This window comes from Brevibacillus reuszeri, assembly GCF_002897295.1.
Classification (GTDB): Bacteria; Bacillota; Bacilli; order Brevibacillales; family Brevibacillaceae; genus Brevibacillus; species Brevibacillus reuszeri_A.
On sequence record NZ_BEXF01000017.1, the window covers coordinates 1 to 18070 of the forward strand.

The following is an 18070-nucleotide window of genomic DNA, read 5'->3' on the forward strand; positions in this document are numbered from 1 at the left end:
CGAAGGTCTTAAGAGTCTTAAGGATAGGTATTTTCTTTTACGTCAAACTTAGATGAACCGCCGTATACCGAACGGTACGTACGGTGGTGTGAGAGGTCGGGGGTTAGTCACCCCCTCCTACTCGATTGGATATCTGGGTACATTTTCTATCCCATCTCACTCGTGATATACTTGCTTGCAAAAGGTCAACGAGAAGCAGGAGGAGTAAAGCGGTGCTGCAATTTATGGTGGAAAAACTAGGTGAGCATTTCTCTGCTCATGGAATGATAACAGATATTGTTTTACGTTCGGACCGTTCGCTGGTAGCGGAAGAGGAACTGCAGGAGGTCATCATCTCCTTTGCTGCCTCAGAAGAAGAACATGTTCCGGTGGCATCCATCCATCTTTTTTCCTTGCCAGATCAAGCAAGCTGTGAAGTGGAGGTAGAGGTATCGTACCCTGGAGTGCAGGGGAGTGATCAAAGTGAGCAGTTGTGGGAACGAGCTCGAGTGATGATACCAGAAATTTCGTTAACGGAAAAGCGTCGCTATCTCGAACCAGGGAAAATGGCAGAAGCTGTGATAATGCTCGACTACCATTTTGTTGTGGAGCAACCGATTACAGAAGACGAGGAGCTACAGCTTGAAAACGTACTTGAGCGATTCTCGTCAGACTTGGGAAAGCTGGTTAGCTTTTCGAAATAAAAAAGAGGTTCAGCGGACATAGGGAAAGTAAAGCAAGCTGTTTGGCTGGCGAGAGCTGGTCTTACTAAGGGTATAGAAGCTCGAGAAGATTCTCGGGCTTTTTTGCGTGTTGTGCGCAAGCGTCAGGAAGGATTTCAAAACATGTACAGCGAATCACAGTAGAATAATGAATGAGCATTCACTCGTAACGAGAGGGGGTATCGTTGTGGGATTGAAAAAAGTGTTTGAGCCTATTCAGATCGGTACGCTGACCTTGCCAAACCGAATCATGATGGGTTCCATGCATGTGGGATTTGAAAAGCTTGAGGATGGTGTTAACCGACTCGCCACCTTTTATGTGGAGCGTGCCAGAGGAGAAGCAGGCTTGATTGTAACAGGAGGGGCTGCTGTCCTGCCCGAAGGCGGTATGGGGGAGCCGTACTGTAACGTATTTCGGGATGAGGATATTGAACCGCTGCGACTAATCACTACCCAAGTACATGAAGCCAAAGGAAGAATTGCTCTGCAGCTGTTTCATGCAGGCAGGTACGCACACAAAGAGCAAACGGGCTATGATCCAGTAGCACCTTCACCGCTCCAGGCACCGATTAATCGAACAAAGCCACGTGAGCTGAGTGTGGATGAAATCGAGCAAACGATCCAAGCCTTTGCTGAAGGAGCCGTTCGCGCGAAAAAAGCCGGCTTCGATGCGGTTGAAATTATGGGCTCAGAAGGGTATTTAATCAATCAGTTTTTGTCGCCTGTCACGAATATACGTCAGGATGAATGGGGCGGTGACTTTTCACGGCGAGCCCGATTTGGTGTGGAGGTGGCAAGGCGCGTGCGCCAAGCGGTAGGACCCGATTATCCGATTATTTTCCGCATGTCGGGCATCGACTTGATTCCAGAGAGCACAACGATGGAGGAGACCCTGATATTCGCTGGCATGCTGGAGCAAGCAGGGATGGATGCGCTGAATATCGGCATCGGCTGGCATGAATCCCGTGTACCAACCATTGCGATGATGGTCCCGCGGGGCGCCTATGTCTGGGTAGCGCAGCAGGTCAAGGAGGCAGTAAGCATACCTGTGATCGCGAGCAACCGGATAAACGATTTGCGTCAGGCGGAGGCGATTCTTTTAGACGAACGCAGTGACCTGGTATCAATGGCTCGTCCGTTTCTGGCTGATCCACAAATTGTGCGAAAAAGCCGAGAGAATCGGTATGATGAGGTAAACACATGCATTGCCTGTAATCAGGCCTGCCTCGATCATATTTTTGACAACAAGGTAGCCTCCTGTTTGGTCAATCCTCTCGTAGGCAGAGAGCAGGAATGGGCTCTTGTTCCAGCAGCCTTACGAAAAAAAGTGGCGGTCGTAGGAGCCGGACCGGCTGGGCTTGAAGCGGCAAGAGTGCTAGCGGAGCGAGGTCATCAGGTCGTAGTCATCGAGAAGAGTCAGCAGATCGGTGGGCAGCTGAATTATGCACGCCAAGTACCGGGCAAGGAAGAATTCAATGAAACACTCCGCTATTACAAAACACAGCTGAGCAGGCTCGGTGTTGAAACCAGGCTTGGATGTATGGCGACAGCAGATGCACTGGAGGCTGAAGGCTTTGCAGAGGTCGTTGTGGCAACAGGCGTGATCCCGCGACGCCCAGAGATTCCAGGTGTAGATCTGGCCCATGTAGTCAGCTACGATCAGGTTTTTGAAGGGCAAGTGAAGGTAGGACGTACGGTTGCAATTGTAGGGGCTGGTGGCATCGCCTGTGATTTGTCACATCTGCTGCTGCAAGATGAGGTAATTTCACCAAAGGTTGCGGATTACTTGCTCGAATATCAGATCCTTTCCGAAACAGGAATCAAGCAGTTGAAACCGAGAAAGCGGAAAATCTACATGCTTCGGCGCGGCAAACATGTGGGAACCGGGCTTGGAAAGACGACGCGCTGGGCGGTACTCGCCAGTCTGGGACGGCATGGGGTCGAAATGATTACGCAAATGACATACAAAAAAATTACGCCGGATGGAGTGCTGATTAGCCAGCAAGATGAGGAGCGTTTGATCTCTGCGGAGACGGTCATTGTTGCAGCAGGTGCGACTTCAAATGACGCACTGTTTCATGCCCTGCAAGGCCGGCTGCAAGTGCACGTCATCGGGGGCGCGAGAGAAGCGGGAGAGCTGGATGCCAAAAGGGCCATTCTTGACGGCTCCACGGTAGGTAGAATCATTTAATGATAAAGATGATTTTCTATTCCGATTATAAAGAGTGTGGTGTATGATGATGGGAGTGTGTCGTCTTTTCAGAACTTTTGTCGAAAGACTTTTCATCGTGCGCATCTTCTTGCAAAATGGAATCATACTGTTCAAATTCATTTGATTGGGGGCTCTCGCCTTGATGAATCATAATGGCATACTTTTGGGGAAACGTTACTTTCTGTACTCTACAGCTCCAATAATAGAGGTGGAAGGATGGACGTTTACGATTGCCCCAGGTTTTAAGGTGATTGCAGGCGGCAGCGCAAACCCACTCCAAACATTAATTAGCATTTATTGTGAAAATGAAAAAGTAGCCCAACTCGTGCTTCATCATAGACGCAGTGATTCAGATGTCACTGTACAGGCCGTTTCCAGTGATTTGCTGTTGGAAATTGCTCCAGCGACACGAACCGTAAGTGTGGCAGAGAAGCAATAAGGCACCCAGCTGGGTGCTTTTCACTTTTTCATTCCTTATACCAATCGATCGCTACGCTAGGGGGCAGAAATCATGAAACTGAACGAGTGGAAAGCAGGAGAGTTTGAACTAACCTGGTTAAAAGGCGGGCTCACTCAGCTGGATGGTGGGGCCATGTTCGGGGTTGTACCGAAGCCGCTATGGAGTAAGCGCTATCCATCGAATGAGCTGAATCAGGTTCCACTTCGTGCTGACCCGATTCTCGTCGAAGCGCATGGCAAACGGATTTTAATCGAATCTGGCATGGGGAATGATCGATTGACGGACAAGCAGAAGCGCAATTTTGGTCTAGTCGAGGAATCGCAACTGGTTGAATCGCTGGCGAGTAAGGGACTGACACCGGAGGATATCGACATCGTCATCATGACCCATATGCATTATGATCATGCAAACGGGCTCGTATCGTGGAAAGACGGTCAGCTTGTATCTACGTTTTCCAAAGCAGTGATTTACGTGCAGGAGCTCGAATGGGCCGAAATGAGAGAGCCGAATATTCGATCCCGCAATACATATTGGGAGGAAAACTGGCGCCCGATTGAGCAACAGGTACAGACGTATGCAGAGAGCGTGGAGGTTTTGCCAGGGATCTCCCTGCACCATACGGGCGGACATAGTCATGGACATGCTATCGTAAAGATGGAGAGTGACGGTCAGCTCATTCTACATATGGCTGATATTATGCCGACTCACGCGCATCAAAACTCACTTTGGGTTATGGCGTATGATGATTACCCGATGACCTCCATTTTTGCCAAGGAAGAATGGATCAAAGAGGGGATCAGACAAGGAGCCTGGTTTACGTTTTACCATGATGCGCTCTATCGGGTTGTGAAATGGAATGAAGCTGGAGAGCTTATCGAGCATATTGATGTGGAGCAGTAAAACCGGGGTTAGCCCCGGTTTTTTGTACGGAAATGTCGAATATCCATCCTAGTTATTCTTGTTAGCTTGTTTCATTCAAAAAAGGATAAAAGCATCTATGTAACAATATTTGACAATTTGCAGGAAGGGCTCTTATAGTTAGAAGGAAAAAACATAGAGGATTGAGGGAAAATCGTTGGGGAAAATGTTCTTGTTCTCGATTTTGTGGTGGCTGACAGGAAATCCTTTTGCCGCCCTGATCATTATTCTGTTGCTTCTTTACTTTCTGGATCTTCGCTTTGTTCGCTTGTTCCCTGACATTACCAAGCCTTTTCGGAGATGGAGACGTTTATCCACTCTAAAAAATCAGCTGCGTCTCAATCCGCATGACACCCCTGCCAAACTGGAAGCGGCCCGCCTGCTTATGGAGAAACGGCAATTCAGTGAGGCATTGACCTATCTGGAGGAAATTTCATCATTGATGCAGGATTCTCCCGAATATTTGTGCGACAAGGGCAGCTGTCTCCTGAAGCTAGGTCGCACAGAAGAGGGCCTGCAGCTGATTGAGCAGGCATTGCTAGCCAATCCACGAGTTAAATATGGTGAACCTTATTTACTCATAGGTGAGGCATATGTAAAACAGAATCAGATGGAAAAAGCCATTGCGAGTCTAGAAGAGCTGGCGAGGATGAACATGTCGTCATGCGAGGTGTACTATAAACAAGGCGAGCTGTATAACGAATTGCAGCAAAAAGAGAGGGCGAAGCGAGCTTATCTGGAAGCGGTAGAAGTATATCGGGGATTGCCTTCCTACAAACGTCGCACGGAAAGACGCTGGGCGCTTCTGGCGTGGTTGAAAAAATGAATGCATGGGAATCGCATAGGTTTCGTGCAAAAAACAGCAAGGCTGACCACCGGGGCCAACCTTGCTGTTTTTTTGTCCATACATAATTTACAGCTTAACAGGCTCACCTGCAAATACTTCCAATTCCATTGGTGCCGGGAAAAAGGAAGGGGCTTGCTTCACAAACGCCTGAAAATGAGCGCTTGCATTATGCGCCGCAACTGCCGCAGCGTCCTTCCATTTTTCTACCATGGTGTAGTGATGCTCGTGCTCTGTGCTTTTCAAAAGGGTGTATCCCACATTTCCTGCTTCTGCTTTGCTGGCAGCAACCAGAGCTTTAGCTGCTGTCAGAAATGCTTCTTCCTGTGCTGGAAGCACTTGGAGATGGGCATGTATAATCAGCATCGTTTTCAACCTCTCTTCGATAATTTTGGCTTATTTCCAGGTTGTCACAGTCTTAACGGGCAGACGGTAGGAGGGGTGTCCTTCCTTCGCTGCTTTCCCAATACTGATCAGCATGATCGGTTGGTAGCGATCCTTGTCCATACCAAACGCTTCAGCTATTTGATCCTTTTCATAGCCGCCGATCGGGTTGGTGTCATAGCCATAAGCACGGGCAACCAGCATCAATTGCATTGATACAAGACCGGCATCGATAAAATTGACATCTCGCAGAGCAGCAGGTGGCAGATTGTTGTAGTAAGGCTTCACGGCTGAAAGCTGCATTTCCTTCACTTCCTGCGGCATATATCCAAGCTCGACAGCCTTGCCAAAAATCTCATCCATATATTCCACGTTGTTCATGTCGACGAATACTGCAATGACAGCAGAGGAGGTGAGCACCTGCGTCTTGTTGAAGCGTGCCAGCTCAGCAAGCTTTTCTTTCCCTTTTGGACTTTCGATAACCATGAAACGCCAAGGCTGTAGGTTAACCGAAGATGGGGCACGTGTAGCTCCCTCTAGAATCTCGGTCATTTCCTCGCGGCTGATTTTTACTTCGGGATCATATTGCTTGACAGATCGACGACCAAAGGTGATTTCACGAAAATCATTTGTTCTTTGCAATGTGCTCTTCATGTTGAATCCAACTCCTTTTATGCCTAATCAAATGTTGTTTTGCATTCGTTTGAGAAAATCCACTAAGACCTGTGTTTCATCCTCGCTGAAGCCTTCCAGAATCTGCTGGATAAAATTTCGTTTCTCGCTTTTGTACCCTTCAATCCTTTGATGCCCTTCTTCAGACAGACGAACGAAGGTTTCACGGTTATCAATTGGATTTTTGTGCCTCGTCACCATGCCATCCGCTTCTAGCTGCTTCAGATGGCGAGTAATAGCGGCACTGTCGATATTGATGTGCTTTTGCAATTGGGACTGATTGATTTCGTTACATTCGCAAAGGATCTGCAAGATTGCGAGACGAGTTGAGCTGATTCCGGTACAGCGTTCGAACTTTGGACTGATTTTATTGGTTAATCCAATAAGCAGATTCAGAATCTGCTCCTCTTCCAATTCCCTGTGTGTCATGAAAAATGCCTCCCGGGGGCAATATGAATAGGAATACAATCTCAATATTTGATGCATCAATCATTGATAGCTCAATTAATATAGCATTTTATTTTCTTGTTTGCAACATCCTGCGATACCACCTAAAGCGAAGTGATGTAAAACTTTTGACGTATTAGTGGTTTCGGAAGCGAGTTTATGACTCATAATTCCCTTTGGGAAAAATTTCATAAGGGTCCTTGACCATTACGTAGCGTAACGGTTTATAGTGAAGTAACCGGTGAAACGCTAGCGACCAAGAAAGGGGCTGATCATGAAGGAACAATGGAGGGTTGGAGAACTTGCAAAAATGGCAGGAATCACAATACGAACTTTGCGCTTTTACGATCAGATTGGTTTGTTTTCACCATCCGGTTATTCGGCGTCCGGATATAGACTCTACACCGAAAAGGACATTTCAAGCCTCCAGCAAATCTTGTCCCTGAAAGAATTGGGGCTATCACTGGAGGAGATTAAAGCTGTAATGGCGGGAGATCAACTCGGCCTGTCCGACATTGTTACCATGCAAATCGACCGCCTGAAAGAAAATATCCGCATGCAGCAGAAGCTCTTGCAGGAGCTTGAGAATGTATCAAGTCGGATGCAAAGGAACGAACCGTTTTCTGTAGAGAATTTCATGAAAATCATGCGGAATATGAGAATGAATCATGAGAAATTTTTCGCCGAGAGGAAATCGAATATCGATATCCACCTCGACCGACTTGGTGAATATTTAGACGAGCATCCGGAAGAACCCGGATAAGGAGGCTTTGACTATGACTGAAAGGTCTGCAAAACATTCTACATTTGTTATCGAAAAGAACTATAAACATTCCCCTGCCCGCGTATTCGCTGCATGGGCGGGTCAAGCAGCTAAAGCCAGCTGGTTTCCTAAAGCTGAAGAGTTCGACTTCAGTGTCGGTGGTCGTGAATTCAATCGAGGTGGTCCGCCTGGAGGACCCGTTTACACATTTGATGCCTGCTATCAGGAGATCGTTCAGGATAAGCGCATTGTATACTCATACACGCTGGATATGGAAGATAAGCGAATGTCCGTCTCTGTGACGACGGTGGAATTCGAATCCGTTGACGGCGGCACCCGCTTGATTTATACCGAGCAGGGCGTTTTTCTGGATGGTCTCGATACGCCTGAACAGCGTGAGCATGGAACGAAGTTGATGCTGGATCGGCTAGGAGAGGTTCTAGCGGACCAATGAAAGCTGCTGCGCTTGAATCGAATATTCAGGCCGGTCTAAAGGAATGGATTGGACTTGCCGTGCTTTCATTGCCTGCCATACTCATTTCGGTAGATTTGTCTGTAATGATTCTCGCACTTCCTCACATCAGTATCGCTCTTGGCGCTGACAGCACTGAGCAGCTATGGATCATGGACATATACGGCTTCATGCTCTCAGGGTTTTTGATCACGATGGGCACACTCGGAGATCGGCTCGGCCGCCGTAAGCTGCTGATGATCGGTGCAGCAGCATTCGGTTCGGCTTCGGTGTTGGCCGCTTGTGCTAACACTTCTGGAATGCTGATTGCAGCACGGGCACTGCTCGGCATAGCCGGGGCGACGGTATCCCCTTCGTCTTTGGCTTTAATCAGCAATATGTTCCGCGATCATAAGCAGCGCTCCCTCGCCATAGGCATATGGTTCATGTGCTCCATGGGAGGCATGGCGCTTGGCCCTGTCGTCGGCGGAACGATGCTGGAGCATTTTTCATGGGGGTCGATTTTTCTACTCGGGGTTCCAGTTATGGCGTTGCTGTTGTTGACTGCGTCCCATCTTCTGCCCGATTATCGGGATCCTGCGCCTGGCCGTTTGGATATGGCGAGTGTCGTGCTGTCGATGTGCACCATTTTGCCAGTAATATACGGCCTCAAGGAAATCGCTAAGCAAGGTCTTGCGACTCTGCCGCTCATTGCCATTGTTGCTGGAGTCTCTTTCGGGACCTTATTCGTAAGGAGGCAGCAACGGCTGGACAGTCCGCTAATAGATCTGCGCCTATTTGCAAACCCCACCTTCAGCACGGCGCTTGGCGGCTTGTTCGGTATTACTTTGACAGGCGCATCCATGCTCTTCATCGCTCAGCATCTTCAATTCGTAGAAGAACTATCGCCGCTCCAGGCAGCGATGTGCATGCTTCCGGGAGTTGTTGCGTCGATGACGGGCATGTTGCTGTCGCCGCTCATTGCTCGGCAGATCCGACCTTCACTCCTTATCGGGGCAGGCCTTGCCATCTCGGCGACTGGTTGTATTATACTGTCCCAGGTAACGGCGGGGTCTGGACTTTCTACCCTGATTGTCGGGTATATCCTTTTTAACGTGGGGGTAGCCCCGTTTGCGAGCTTGTCCAGCGATTTAATTGTCGGCTCGGCCCCGCCATCGAAGGCCGGTTCGGCGGCGTCCCTACTTCAGACGAGCGGTGAATTCGCATTCGCACTAGGAATCGCCGTATTAGGCAGCATTGGTACATATGTGTACCGCACGCAAATTGTCGGCTTCATACCGAGAGATGTTACGATGTTAACTCACGGAGCCACTCTCGAGAGCCTAGCTGGGGCAGTCTCGTCGGCAAAAGCATTGCCCGAACCTATTGCCTCCACAATTCTTCATGGAGCACGAGTAGCATTTACCAACGGGATTCATGCTGTTGTGGCGATTAGCGGCGTGCTCATGATTGCTATCGCCGTACTCACCGTGATCAAGTTTCGGCATTTACCTCCCATCGGACAGAAAAAGCCAGGTGAGATGTAATTGTCTACACAAGAATAAGGGCAGGCTTGATGATCTGCTTTGCTTGCGGCAGTCCAAAACTTTATTCGTATGATCGGGTCAACCAGTGATTTCTGGTTGGCCTTTTTTATACGGATTGCCTATTGTGTCGAGTGTATTAAGTGATATAATACACTACATACGCAGGGAAGGGCAGGAGGAAAGCCCATGGAGGAACAAAAGATTGGCTCATTGCGGTTCAAGCTTGATTTTAGTCAGCCGCTGTATGAGCAAATCCTGGATCAAGTACGAAGCGTTATTGCAAAAGGAGAAATCGAATTGGGAACAAAAATGCCATCTGTTCGAGAGCTGGCTCTGGAGCTTCGGGTGAATCCAAATACAGTAATGAGAGCCTATCAGGAGCTGGAGCGTGACGGATTAACAGAAAAACGCCGGGGACAAGGAACCTATGTCACTTCGTCGGCTGAACGCGTGCAGCGGTTTCGGTCGGAGCTGGCATCGAGGTATATGGATTCATTCGTGGAGCAAATGGCGAGCTTGGGCATACCCTTAGGCGAAATACAGGACTACCTTAGTAAAAAGTATCCGAATGAATCGGGAGGAACCAGATGATGGTGCAGCCTATTGTCAAATGTAATCAGTTGACGAAACGCTACGGTAAAAAATACGCGCTCGACCACCTTGACCTAGTGATTCCCGCTGGACGAATCGTCGGCATACTCGGTCCAAACGGTTGCGGTAAGTCCACATTGTTTCGGGCAATCACCGGGTTGATCACCCCAGATGCAGGAGAGATCAGGGTATTAGAGCAATCGCCGGGGTGGCAAACAAATAGTCAAATCGGTTACCTGCCCGATCGAGCCCGCTGGTATCCGCGGCATACCGTACTGCAGGCGTTTGAATGGGGAGCATCCTTCCTGCCGGGGTTTGATCTGGAAGCAGCCAAGAAATTTGCGACGTACATGGATGTCGATTTGGAAATGAGCCTGGCTGGCATGAGCAAAGGCCAGGAGGCAAGAGTGATGCTGATTCTTTGTATGTCCCGTGATGTTCCCCTCATCATTTTGGATGAACCGTTCGCTGGGATCGATTTAATTTCCAGAGAAGCGATCATCGCCGGTATGATCGATTATTTGGAAGAGCGGGAGGTATCCATCCTGATTAGCACACACGACATTCAGGAAGTGGAGGGGCTGTTTGACTATATCGTGCTCATGGATCAGGGAAAAGCAATCTGGTCAGGCGAAGCTGACGAGTTACGGGCGCAACATGGATCTCTCCATGACGTATTCCGGACGTTCTACAAAAGGGAGTGGAGTCGATGAGCCTGCGCATGTTTTTGTCGCTCGTCCATCATGAGTGGAAGCTGAAGGGAAGCTGGAGAAAGCTGGACCGTTCGCAAGGCTTTGGGTACGGCAGGACGATCTACCTGGCCCTGCTTGCCCTTGTCGCTGTCGGAGTGGCCACTTATTTTGCAATCCATGGCCAGCTCAAGCTGCCTCAGCTGTGGGGTGTTGCAATCGGTTTCCCCTATATGCTGGTCGTCATGGGCGTGCTGATGCTGAGAAGAGAATGGGAGAATGGGACATTCGGGTGGTGGCTCACCTTGCCATACTCCCGACTGAGTCTGGTAAGTGCCAAATTCTTCGCTGCCTGGCTGCGGACAGTGGCAGTATCATCCTGCGTGTATGTGTTGATTTCACTGTTTGCGGGAATCATTGCCCTCTTGGTAAAAGGATATTCTTCTGTGGACGTATGGTTGACCATGTTGACCGGACTCCCATTGCTGGCGATCGTCATTGGCTTCAGTCCGTTTATCCTTTCTCTCAGCCTTTTGCTGGCAACGATTCATTACACGACACTACGCCCGCTCAGTCCGATTCTGTGGGTTGTTATCATAGGAGGGTTGAGTACTTTCTACAGCGGATTTCAGACATTTATCCCCAGCTATCATGTAGCGCGCCGGTTATTCAGCGACCAGCCCGGGCTCTTGATCCCCAATCTGTGGGCCATGCTGATCAGTTGGATCGTTGCTTATCTTTTCATCCGCATAGCGGCCTATCTGCTTGAGCGGAAGCTGTCAATCTAGCAACAAAGTGTAATACAGTCACTACAATTTCCTGAAGAAAGGACAGAGGATGCCATGCAATCCTATTTACCCATCGTATTTGTTGTATTGATCGTAGGTCTCGGAATTTGGCTCAGAACCAGAAGAGGAAAGAAGCCCATCAAGGGAAAAGGCTACAGGATATTGATCCCGATTGGGGTGATGCTTGTTGGGGTGCCATGGGGCATGTACCAGCTCATGCATATCCCAGGAAAAACATTTCATATGCCGGCGGTTTGGGAGCTGCTCATCGCTATCGTTCTCGGTGTCATCTTCGGGACGGTCATGCTGAAGCAGACCGAATATGAGAGAAGAGAGGATGGTTTGATCTATTCGAAGCCAAACCGGAATCTCAAGTTCATCCTGATCGCGATTGTACTCATTCGTCTCGTGTTGACGCAGTACTTTAAATCCATAGACGTCGTCGAATTGTCCATTCTCATGATGTGTATGGGGGTCCTTTATGTGGGTATCTGGAGAATCGGTAGCTACATCAAATTCACGAGAACCATTTCGAGCACGTAAACGAAAGCAGGCAGTCGGGTTTTAATACCTGGTTTTTTGCACCCTATCGAATTTTAGATAAGTCTCATAGAAATTTTTCATAATCCAAAAATTTTGAATGATGATTGACGAAGGCATGACTCCTCACTACAATGAGTACAACGTAGAGCGTCTGTTCTGGTAGACAGGAAGATGCAGAACAGTTGCGAGGAGTGCGAGAGAATGGGTTGGTTGAAAGCGCGTTTGCAGGAGTTTCACCCGATTGTCTGGTCGTTGGTAGTCGGGACCGTGTTCGTTAGGGCTGCCAGTTCGATGAGCATGCCATTTTTGTTCTTATACTTGTCCAATAACACGGATATGGATTTGGCGATGATCGGCTTGACGATCGGGGCAGGTCCACTAGCTGGAACAGTGGGGGGATTTATAGCAGGGACACTGTCTGACAGGATTGGCCGCAGACGGGTCATGCTGGGAGCCTTGTATGTTTGGACGCTTGTGTTTGTAGGCTTTGCGCTCAGTAAAAATCCGATGGTGCTGCTGCTGTTAAATATGGCAGGCGGCCTCTGTCGATCGTTTTACGAGCCGGTCTCGCAAGCACTCATGGCTGATGTGACGCCGCCAGAAAAGCGGTTCCGTGTATTCAGCTTGCGCTACACGGCGATCAATGTGGGGGTTGCCGTTGGACCGATCGCCGGTGCAGTGCTGGCCAAAACATCAGTTGCCCTGCCGTTCATGATTACAGCTGTTATTTATTTGTTTTATGTCATCAGCTTGCAAGGCTTATTAAACAAGTTTGGCATTAAACAAATCGAGGGTCAGAAAAAAGAGACAGTGACGTTTGGCAAAGCGTTTAGCGTAGTCGTCAAGGATAAGGCGTTTCGCCTGTACATGATTGCGGGTGTGCTTGGAGCAATCGGCTATTCGCAAATGTCCTCGACGCTGGCAAAATTCTCGGAAATGACAGTTGTGAACGGTACGGAGCTGTTTGCGATCCTCATGAGTGTCAATGCGATCGTAGTTGTCCTGATGCAGCTGCCACTGACGAGCTGGGCAGAAAAAAAGACGCCTCTCACAGCGATTTTTGTGGGAAACGTCATGTATGCGCTTGGCGATGTCGGATATGCGTTTGCCAGCTCATGGCTGATCTTTATCGTGGCAATGGTGCTGTTTACCTTTGGAGAAATTTTGACCTTTACAGCCGGTGATGTGCTGATTGACCGAATGGCTCCCGAGGGCATGCGCGGCAGCTATTATGGCGCCAAAAGCTTCAGTAACCTGGGACAATTCATCGGCCCGTGGATGGGCGGTATTTTGCTCGCATCGTATGGTGGCACCACATTGTTCTTGATTGTCGCTGCCTTTTCCATGGTTAGTACAGCGTTCCAGTGGGCTGGTCAGCGCGTTTATCTGGCGAGTACCGGAAAATCTCTTAATTACTCGCGGGCAGACTCACTCTAAAGCTTGCATGATGCGAGTCGCTATACGTGCATACCCTTCTGTATTCGGGTGAAAATGGTCCGTATACAAATAGGTTTGTTCTTTTCGCAGGAACAAATCGTAGGTAGGAACCACGATCACATGCGGATAGCGGGAAGCGATCTGGGATGCCGTATTGTTCCAATCGAGTACAGGCTTGATCGTATCCAGACCTGTTTCCGTATCGCCAAACGGGTTGTACAGCGATGTATAGACGATGGTAGCGTTTTTGTTTACCGAACGAATTTGACGAATAATCTCTTCGTAGTTGGTCGTAAGCCCTTCAATGGCTGCGGCCACTTTTTCTTTTTCGAGGGAATACAGACCGCCTGTTTGCCGGAAAAGGTCATTGCCTCCGATTGTAAACAAAATCAAATCGGCCTCGGTCAAGAGTGTCTTTACTTGCTGCTGGGACATCTGTGTGAGTAGATCAGTCGACTCTTGGCCGTTGATGGCGAGATTGGTAAACGTAATCGATTGACCATTTTGCTTCTCAAGCGCCTGCCGAACGAGTCCCACATAGCCCTGCCCGTTTGCATCACCTGCGCCACGCGTGAGTGAATCACCCAAAGCTACGACCTTGTGTACCCCTGCTTGGGGCAATGGTGCTGGTGGCTTGCTAGCTTGGGCTGGCGGAGTCGCGTTCGCAGGAGCCAGCTGGCTGGGGTTCATTGCGAGCACAAATCCGGTAGCAAAAAGTAAAAAGGAAAGAAAGGACAGAAGACCTGCCGTGCGCCAAAGAAGCTGGCCGGATGTGCGCATGGGGTACCCTCCTATTCGATGTTGGATAGTATTGCATGGTATAATGTGGATGGACATCTTTTGTCAGTGTACCATAAACAGTATGCCTCCGTCAGGCGATGGGGCGACAGAAGGATAGGAGGGCACACATTGGCCGAAACAGTCCTCTCGGTAAAGGGATTAAAAAAAGCGATCGGCGGCAAGCCGATCATTCACGATATTACATTTGATGTTTATGCAGGTGAGGTTTTTGGTTTTCTAGGTCCCAACGGTGCAGGCAAAACGACGACAATCCGGATGCTGGTAGGTTTGGCAAAAGCCGATGGGGGAGATGTGCGCATCGCGAACATTTCTCTACAGGAGCAGTTCCCAAAAGCGATCGCCCAGGTCGGCTGCATCGTAGAAAATCCCGAGCTTTACAAGTTTTTGACGGGCAGAGAAAACCTGGAGCAATTTGCGCGAATGAGTGGTGGCATATCGGCACAGCGTATCGAGGAAATCGTTCGTTTTGTGGATTTGGAGCGAGCGATTGATGACAAGGTAAAAACGTATTCTCTCGGCATGAGGCAGAGGCTCGGTATTGCCCAAGCCTTGCTCCACCGACCCAAAATCCTCATATTAGACGAGCCGACAAACGGTTTGGACCCGGCTGGAATTCGCGAGCTGCGCCAGTTTATTCGTCGCCTCGCAGAAGAGGAGGGGCTTGCTGTCTTCATCTCCAGTCATTTACTCAGCGAGATTGAGATGATGTGTGACCGCGTGGCGATTATTAGCCAAGGAAAGGTTATCTCGGTAGGCGTAGTAAAAGAGCTGATGGAGCAGTTTGCCGATCAGGTGGAGTGGACAATTCCACTGTCGCATATGGAGCAAGCAGCGTCTGTATTACGGGAAATAAAAGCAGTAACAGAGGTATGGCAAAGCGGGGAGGAACGGTTGAAAACACGGATGGACATCGATCAGGTAAGTGCAGTGAACCAGACGTTGGTAGGTAAGGGAGTACCTGTTACGGGGATCGCGACAAAAACCGTGACCTTGGAGGACCTGTTCCTCACTTTGACGGGGGGAGGTAAGGAGCATGGGACAGAGCATGGTGGGACTCGTACAAAATGAGACGGTAAAATTGCTCCGCCGCCGTAGATTTCTCGTCGTCGTGCTGATTTTGGCGATTTTAATTCCGATTTTTACATACGCACAATATCGATCCGTAGTGACTGCTCAGGAGCGGATGGGAACGACCGATTGGCGACCCTTGTTAACCCAGCAGATTGTCGATATGCAAAACCGACTGGCGTCGAGCCGGTTGCCTGAGGAATGGCGAGATTTTATTAAAATCAGGATTCAACAGCAGCAGTACTATCTCGATCACGACATTAACCCGATGGCGCCTGGTGGACCAACATTTGCACGCGGCTTTATGGATCAGGCCATTTCGATGTTTTTACCGATGATTATTGTCGTACTAGCTGTTGATCTGGTATCAGCGGAGTTCAGTGAAGGCACGATCAAGCTGTTATTGACGAGGCCGGTCAGGCGGTGGAAGGTCCTGACGAGCAAATACATTACGATGCTGCTATTCACTTCCTTGACCGTGCTAACTACGCTTATCCTGGCTTACCTCATGTCGGGCGTGGTTTTTGGCTACTCTGGCTGGGACCTCCCGATTTTGACCGGCTTTGAGGTGACGGGCGGCGAATTGTCTACGACGGGTGCATTTATGCTGCCGCAATGGCAGTTTCTTCTGATGCAATATGGGCTCGGCTGGTTTGTTTGCATCGTGGTAGGAACGGTGACCTTTATGGTTTCGGTACTCGTGCGCAGTGCAGCAGCCGGTATGGGAATTATGATGGCAGCACTTATCAGTGGAACAATTCTCACCCAGATGGCATCGTCATGGGAATCCTCCAAGTACTTATTTGTGGTGAATCTGCAGCTGACCGATTATTTGAATGGGACCCTGCCTCCGATCAAAGGGATGACATTACCCTTTTCACTCACAGTCTTATCGATTTGGGCGATTGCGGCTTTAGTGGTCGCGTACCTGGTCTTTACCCGAAAAGATGTGACTTCTTGATGTGGGAGAAATGGAAACTTTTACTCGGTATGTACGTATTACCTTGTTAGAGACGTACAGACGAGAGGAGCATACTTGATTACATGGAAATGCTTTGGAAGTGTGGAACAGTAGTGGTAACGAGCATGATGGAGCTATGGGCAGCGATCCCGCTTGGATTTGCCTTGCAGCTACCACCGCTGATCATCGGGATATGCAGTGCGATTGGCGCGATTGCCAGTGCCGGGATCGTCATTTTTTTGGGCGGCTCTCTGCGCAGCTGGCTGATTCAGCGCATAGAGAAGAAGGGGAAAAAACAAGGACGAATGGCGCGTATTTGGGAAAAATACGGAGTGATTGGTCTGGGACTGGCCTCGCCTTTACTTACCGGAGCGCCACTCGGGGCTGCGATTGGAATTTCGCTAGGAGCGCCGACAGGGAAGCTCATGTGGTGGATGACGATCGGAATCCTCATTTGGAGTGTCATTCTTACCGTCGCGGTTGCATTTGGTCTGCTTCAATTTTTGACCCCATAATCATAACCAGCATAGAAGAACCGCCTTGGCTTTGGGTTAAGCAAAGGCGGTTTTTTCGTGCATGCGGACTGCTGTTCCGAGATTGATGTATAATAAAGCGAGGGAAAGAGAAAGGAGTTGCCTATCAATATGAGCAGTACAAACCTACTCTTAGAAGCGTATAATCGAACGGCATACCCACTCATTGGACATGGAAAAAGAAACATTCAAGTATTGAAGGACGTATTGAATGAGTTAGACGGTAAGATGGATAGTGATGTGTATGGTACAGGCGCCCTCATAGAAGATTTTCAAAACAAGATTGCAAAATTTTTAGGAAAAGAAGCGGCTGTCTTTTTCCCAAGTGGAACGATGGCGCAGCAAATAGCGATGCGCATTTGGTCCGAGAAAAAAGGAATCAAAAGAGTCGCTTATCATCCGCTGAGCCATTTGGAAATTCATGAGGAAGAGGGACTAAAGCATTTGCACGGGATTGAATCAGTGCTCCTCGCAGATAAAACCAGGCTGATTCGGCCGGATGATGTGCGGAATATGGACACGAACATTTCCTGCTTGCTGCTGGAATTACCACAGCGCGAGATCGGCGGCGAATTGCCTTCTTATGAAGAGCTGGAAGCGATCTCTGCTTTTTGCCGTGAAAAAGGAATTATTCTACATCTGGATGGAGCTAGGCTGCTGGAAGTGCTTCCTTATTATCAAAAGTCGGCTGAACAAATTTGCAGCCTCTTTGACAGCGTTTACATTTCTTTCTACAAAGGTGTCGGAGGAATTGCAGGAGCGATCCTGGCAGGTGACGATGCATTTGTAAAAGAGTCGGTCATCTGGAAAAGACGGCATGGCGGTGATTTGATCAGCCTTTATCCGTACATTCTCAGTGCGGATCATTACTTTTCGCAAAGGCTAGATCGGTTTAACCAATACTACGAGAATGCTAAAGAACTGGCTAGCCTGTATAACGAGTGCCATGGAGTTAAGACACGCCCCGTGATTCCAGTATCCAATATGTTTCATATTCATTTTTCTCTTCCAAAAGCAAAGGTTGAGCCTGTCTTGATTTCAGTTTATGAGGAAACAGGTGTTGGCTTGATCACACGGTTAAATCATATTGATGATGAAACGAGCTATTGTGAAGTGAACGTCGGAGATCAATATGCCGACATTCCCAAAGAGGTTATTCACAATGCTTTTCAAATACTGAATCAGAGATTGGAAGCAGTTCTTCAGGAGAAATAGACCATTTTGCAAAAATAGGCAGGTTTAAAGCAGGGAGAGCTGACG

The 18070-nt window shown here is 48.8% G+C and carries 21 protein-coding genes; 17 read left to right on the forward strand and 4 right to left on the reverse strand.

The features are described from left to right. Positions 1-212 precede the first annotated feature (212 nt). From C3B52_RS23170 to C3B52_RS23190, 5 genes are all read left to right on the forward strand, one after another. The gene (locus C3B52_RS23170) at positions 213-683 is read left to right on the forward strand and encodes a hypothetical protein (protein ID WP_103108759.1); all 471 of its coding nucleotides are present in this window, start codon (positions 213-215) and stop codon (positions 681-683) included. Positions 684-888: 205 nt separating this feature from the next. Then, positions 889-2892 carry an FAD-dependent oxidoreductase gene (locus C3B52_RS23175; protein WP_103108760.1) on the forward strand — a complete coding sequence of 668 codons (2004 nt, stop codon included), beginning with the start codon at positions 889-891 and terminating at the stop codon, positions 2890-2892. A gap of 163 nt (positions 2893-3055) precedes the next feature. Further along, a complete protein-coding gene (locus C3B52_RS23180) occupies positions 3056-3352 on the forward strand; it encodes a hypothetical protein (RefSeq protein ID WP_049738258.1) in 297 nt (98 codons plus the stop codon). A gap of 72 nt (positions 3353-3424) precedes the next feature. Further along, on the forward strand, positions 3425-4273 hold the full coding sequence (locus C3B52_RS23185; RefSeq protein ID WP_103108761.1) for a YtnP family quorum-quenching lactonase: 849 nt from the start codon (positions 3425-3427) through the stop codon (positions 4271-4273). A 184-nt stretch (positions 4274-4457) separates the two neighbouring features. Then, complete coding sequence (locus tag C3B52_RS23190) at positions 4458-5117, forward strand: tetratricopeptide repeat protein (RefSeq protein WP_306418827.1); 660 nt, start codon at positions 4458-4460, stop codon at positions 5115-5117. Positions 5118-5204: 87 nt separating this feature from the next. Here the strand turns inward: C3B52_RS23190 and C3B52_RS23195 are convergent, their stop codons facing one another. The 3 genes from C3B52_RS23195 to C3B52_RS23205 are packed head-to-tail and all read right to left on the reverse strand — an operon-like array spanning position 5205 to position 6620. Next, complete coding sequence (locus C3B52_RS23195) at positions 5205-5501, reverse strand: putative quinol monooxygenase (protein ID WP_103108763.1); 297 nt, start codon at positions 5499-5501, stop codon at positions 5205-5207. Between the two features lie 30 nt (positions 5502-5531). Beyond that, the gene (locus tag C3B52_RS23200) at positions 5532-6173 is read right to left on the reverse strand and encodes a nitroreductase family protein (protein WP_103108764.1); all 642 of its coding nucleotides are present in this window, start codon (positions 6171-6173) and stop codon (positions 5532-5534) included. A gap of 27 nt (positions 6174-6200) precedes the next feature. Next, positions 6201-6620 (reverse strand): MarR family winged helix-turn-helix transcriptional regulator, encoded by a 420-nt coding sequence (locus C3B52_RS23205; RefSeq protein ID WP_103108765.1) that lies wholly within the window; start codon positions 6618-6620, stop codon positions 6201-6203. Positions 6621-6912: 292 nt separating this feature from the next. On the opposite strand from C3B52_RS23205, the gene C3B52_RS23210 reads away from it, so the two are divergent. The 8 genes from C3B52_RS23210 (at position 6913) to C3B52_RS23245 (ending at position 13447) form a co-directional block, all read left to right on the forward strand. Beyond that, positions 6913-7401: a MerR family transcriptional regulator gene (locus C3B52_RS23210; protein ID WP_103108766.1), complete on the forward strand. Its 489-nt coding sequence runs from the start codon at positions 6913-6915 to the stop codon at positions 7399-7401. A gap of 13 nt (positions 7402-7414) precedes the next feature. Further along, positions 7415-7855, forward strand: a complete 441-nt coding sequence (locus C3B52_RS23215) for an SRPBCC family protein (protein ID WP_103108767.1) — start codon at positions 7415-7417, stop codon at positions 7853-7855. Beyond that, positions 7852-9399 (forward strand): MFS transporter, encoded by a 1548-nt coding sequence (locus C3B52_RS23220; protein ID WP_103108768.1) that lies wholly within the window; start codon positions 7852-7854, stop codon positions 9397-9399. Before C3B52_RS23215 ends, C3B52_RS23220 begins: the two co-directional genes overlap by 4 nt. A gap of 186 nt (positions 9400-9585) precedes the next feature. After that, complete coding sequence (locus C3B52_RS23225; RefSeq protein WP_103108769.1) at positions 9586-9990, forward strand: GntR family transcriptional regulator; 405 nt, start codon at positions 9586-9588, stop codon at positions 9988-9990. Continuing rightward, positions 9990-10703, forward strand: coding sequence for an ABC transporter ATP-binding protein (locus C3B52_RS23230; protein WP_103108882.1), 714 nt, complete (start codon positions 9990-9992; stop codon positions 10701-10703). The genes C3B52_RS23225 and C3B52_RS23230 overlap by 1 nt, the downstream gene beginning before the upstream one ends. Then, positions 10700-11467, forward strand: coding sequence for an ABC transporter permease subunit (locus C3B52_RS23235; RefSeq protein WP_103108770.1), 768 nt, complete (start codon positions 10700-10702; stop codon positions 11465-11467). Before C3B52_RS23230 ends, C3B52_RS23235 begins: the two co-directional genes overlap by 4 nt. 54 nt (positions 11468-11521) lie before the next feature. Continuing rightward, positions 11522-12010, forward strand: coding sequence for a CcdC protein domain-containing protein (locus tag C3B52_RS23240; protein WP_103108771.1), 489 nt, complete (start codon positions 11522-11524; stop codon positions 12008-12010). A 201-nt stretch (positions 12011-12211) separates the two neighbouring features. Continuing rightward, positions 12212-13447: an MDR family MFS transporter gene (locus C3B52_RS23245; RefSeq protein ID WP_103108772.1), complete on the forward strand. Its 1236-nt coding sequence runs from the start codon at positions 12212-12214 to the stop codon at positions 13445-13447. Here the strand turns inward: C3B52_RS23245 and C3B52_RS23250 are convergent. Then, the gene (locus C3B52_RS23250; RefSeq protein ID WP_103108773.1) at positions 13439-14227 is read right to left on the reverse strand and encodes a GDSL-type esterase/lipase family protein; all 789 of its coding nucleotides are present in this window, start codon (positions 14225-14227) and stop codon (positions 13439-13441) included. The two genes, C3B52_RS23245 and C3B52_RS23250, sit on opposite strands and share 9 nt — an antisense overlap. Positions 14228-14356: 129 nt before the next feature. On the opposite strand from C3B52_RS23250, the gene C3B52_RS23255 reads away from it, so the two are divergent. From C3B52_RS23255 to C3B52_RS23270, 4 genes are all read left to right on the forward strand, one after another. Then, complete coding sequence (locus C3B52_RS23255; RefSeq protein ID WP_103108774.1) at positions 14357-15316, forward strand: ABC transporter ATP-binding protein; 960 nt, start codon at positions 14357-14359, stop codon at positions 15314-15316. Continuing rightward, positions 15282-16277, forward strand: a complete 996-nt coding sequence (locus tag C3B52_RS23260) for an ABC transporter permease (RefSeq protein ID WP_103108775.1) — start codon at positions 15282-15284, stop codon at positions 16275-16277. Before C3B52_RS23255 ends, C3B52_RS23260 begins: the two co-directional genes overlap by 35 nt. A gap of 83 nt (positions 16278-16360) precedes the next feature. Further along, on the forward strand, positions 16361-16792 hold the full coding sequence (locus tag C3B52_RS23265) for a small multi-drug export protein (RefSeq protein ID WP_103108776.1): 432 nt from the start codon (positions 16361-16363) through the stop codon (positions 16790-16792). Between the two features lie 129 nt (positions 16793-16921). Further along, complete coding sequence (locus C3B52_RS23270) at positions 16922-18025, forward strand: threonine aldolase family protein (protein WP_103108777.1); 1104 nt, start codon at positions 16922-16924, stop codon at positions 18023-18025. Positions 18026-18070: the final 45 nt, after the last annotated feature.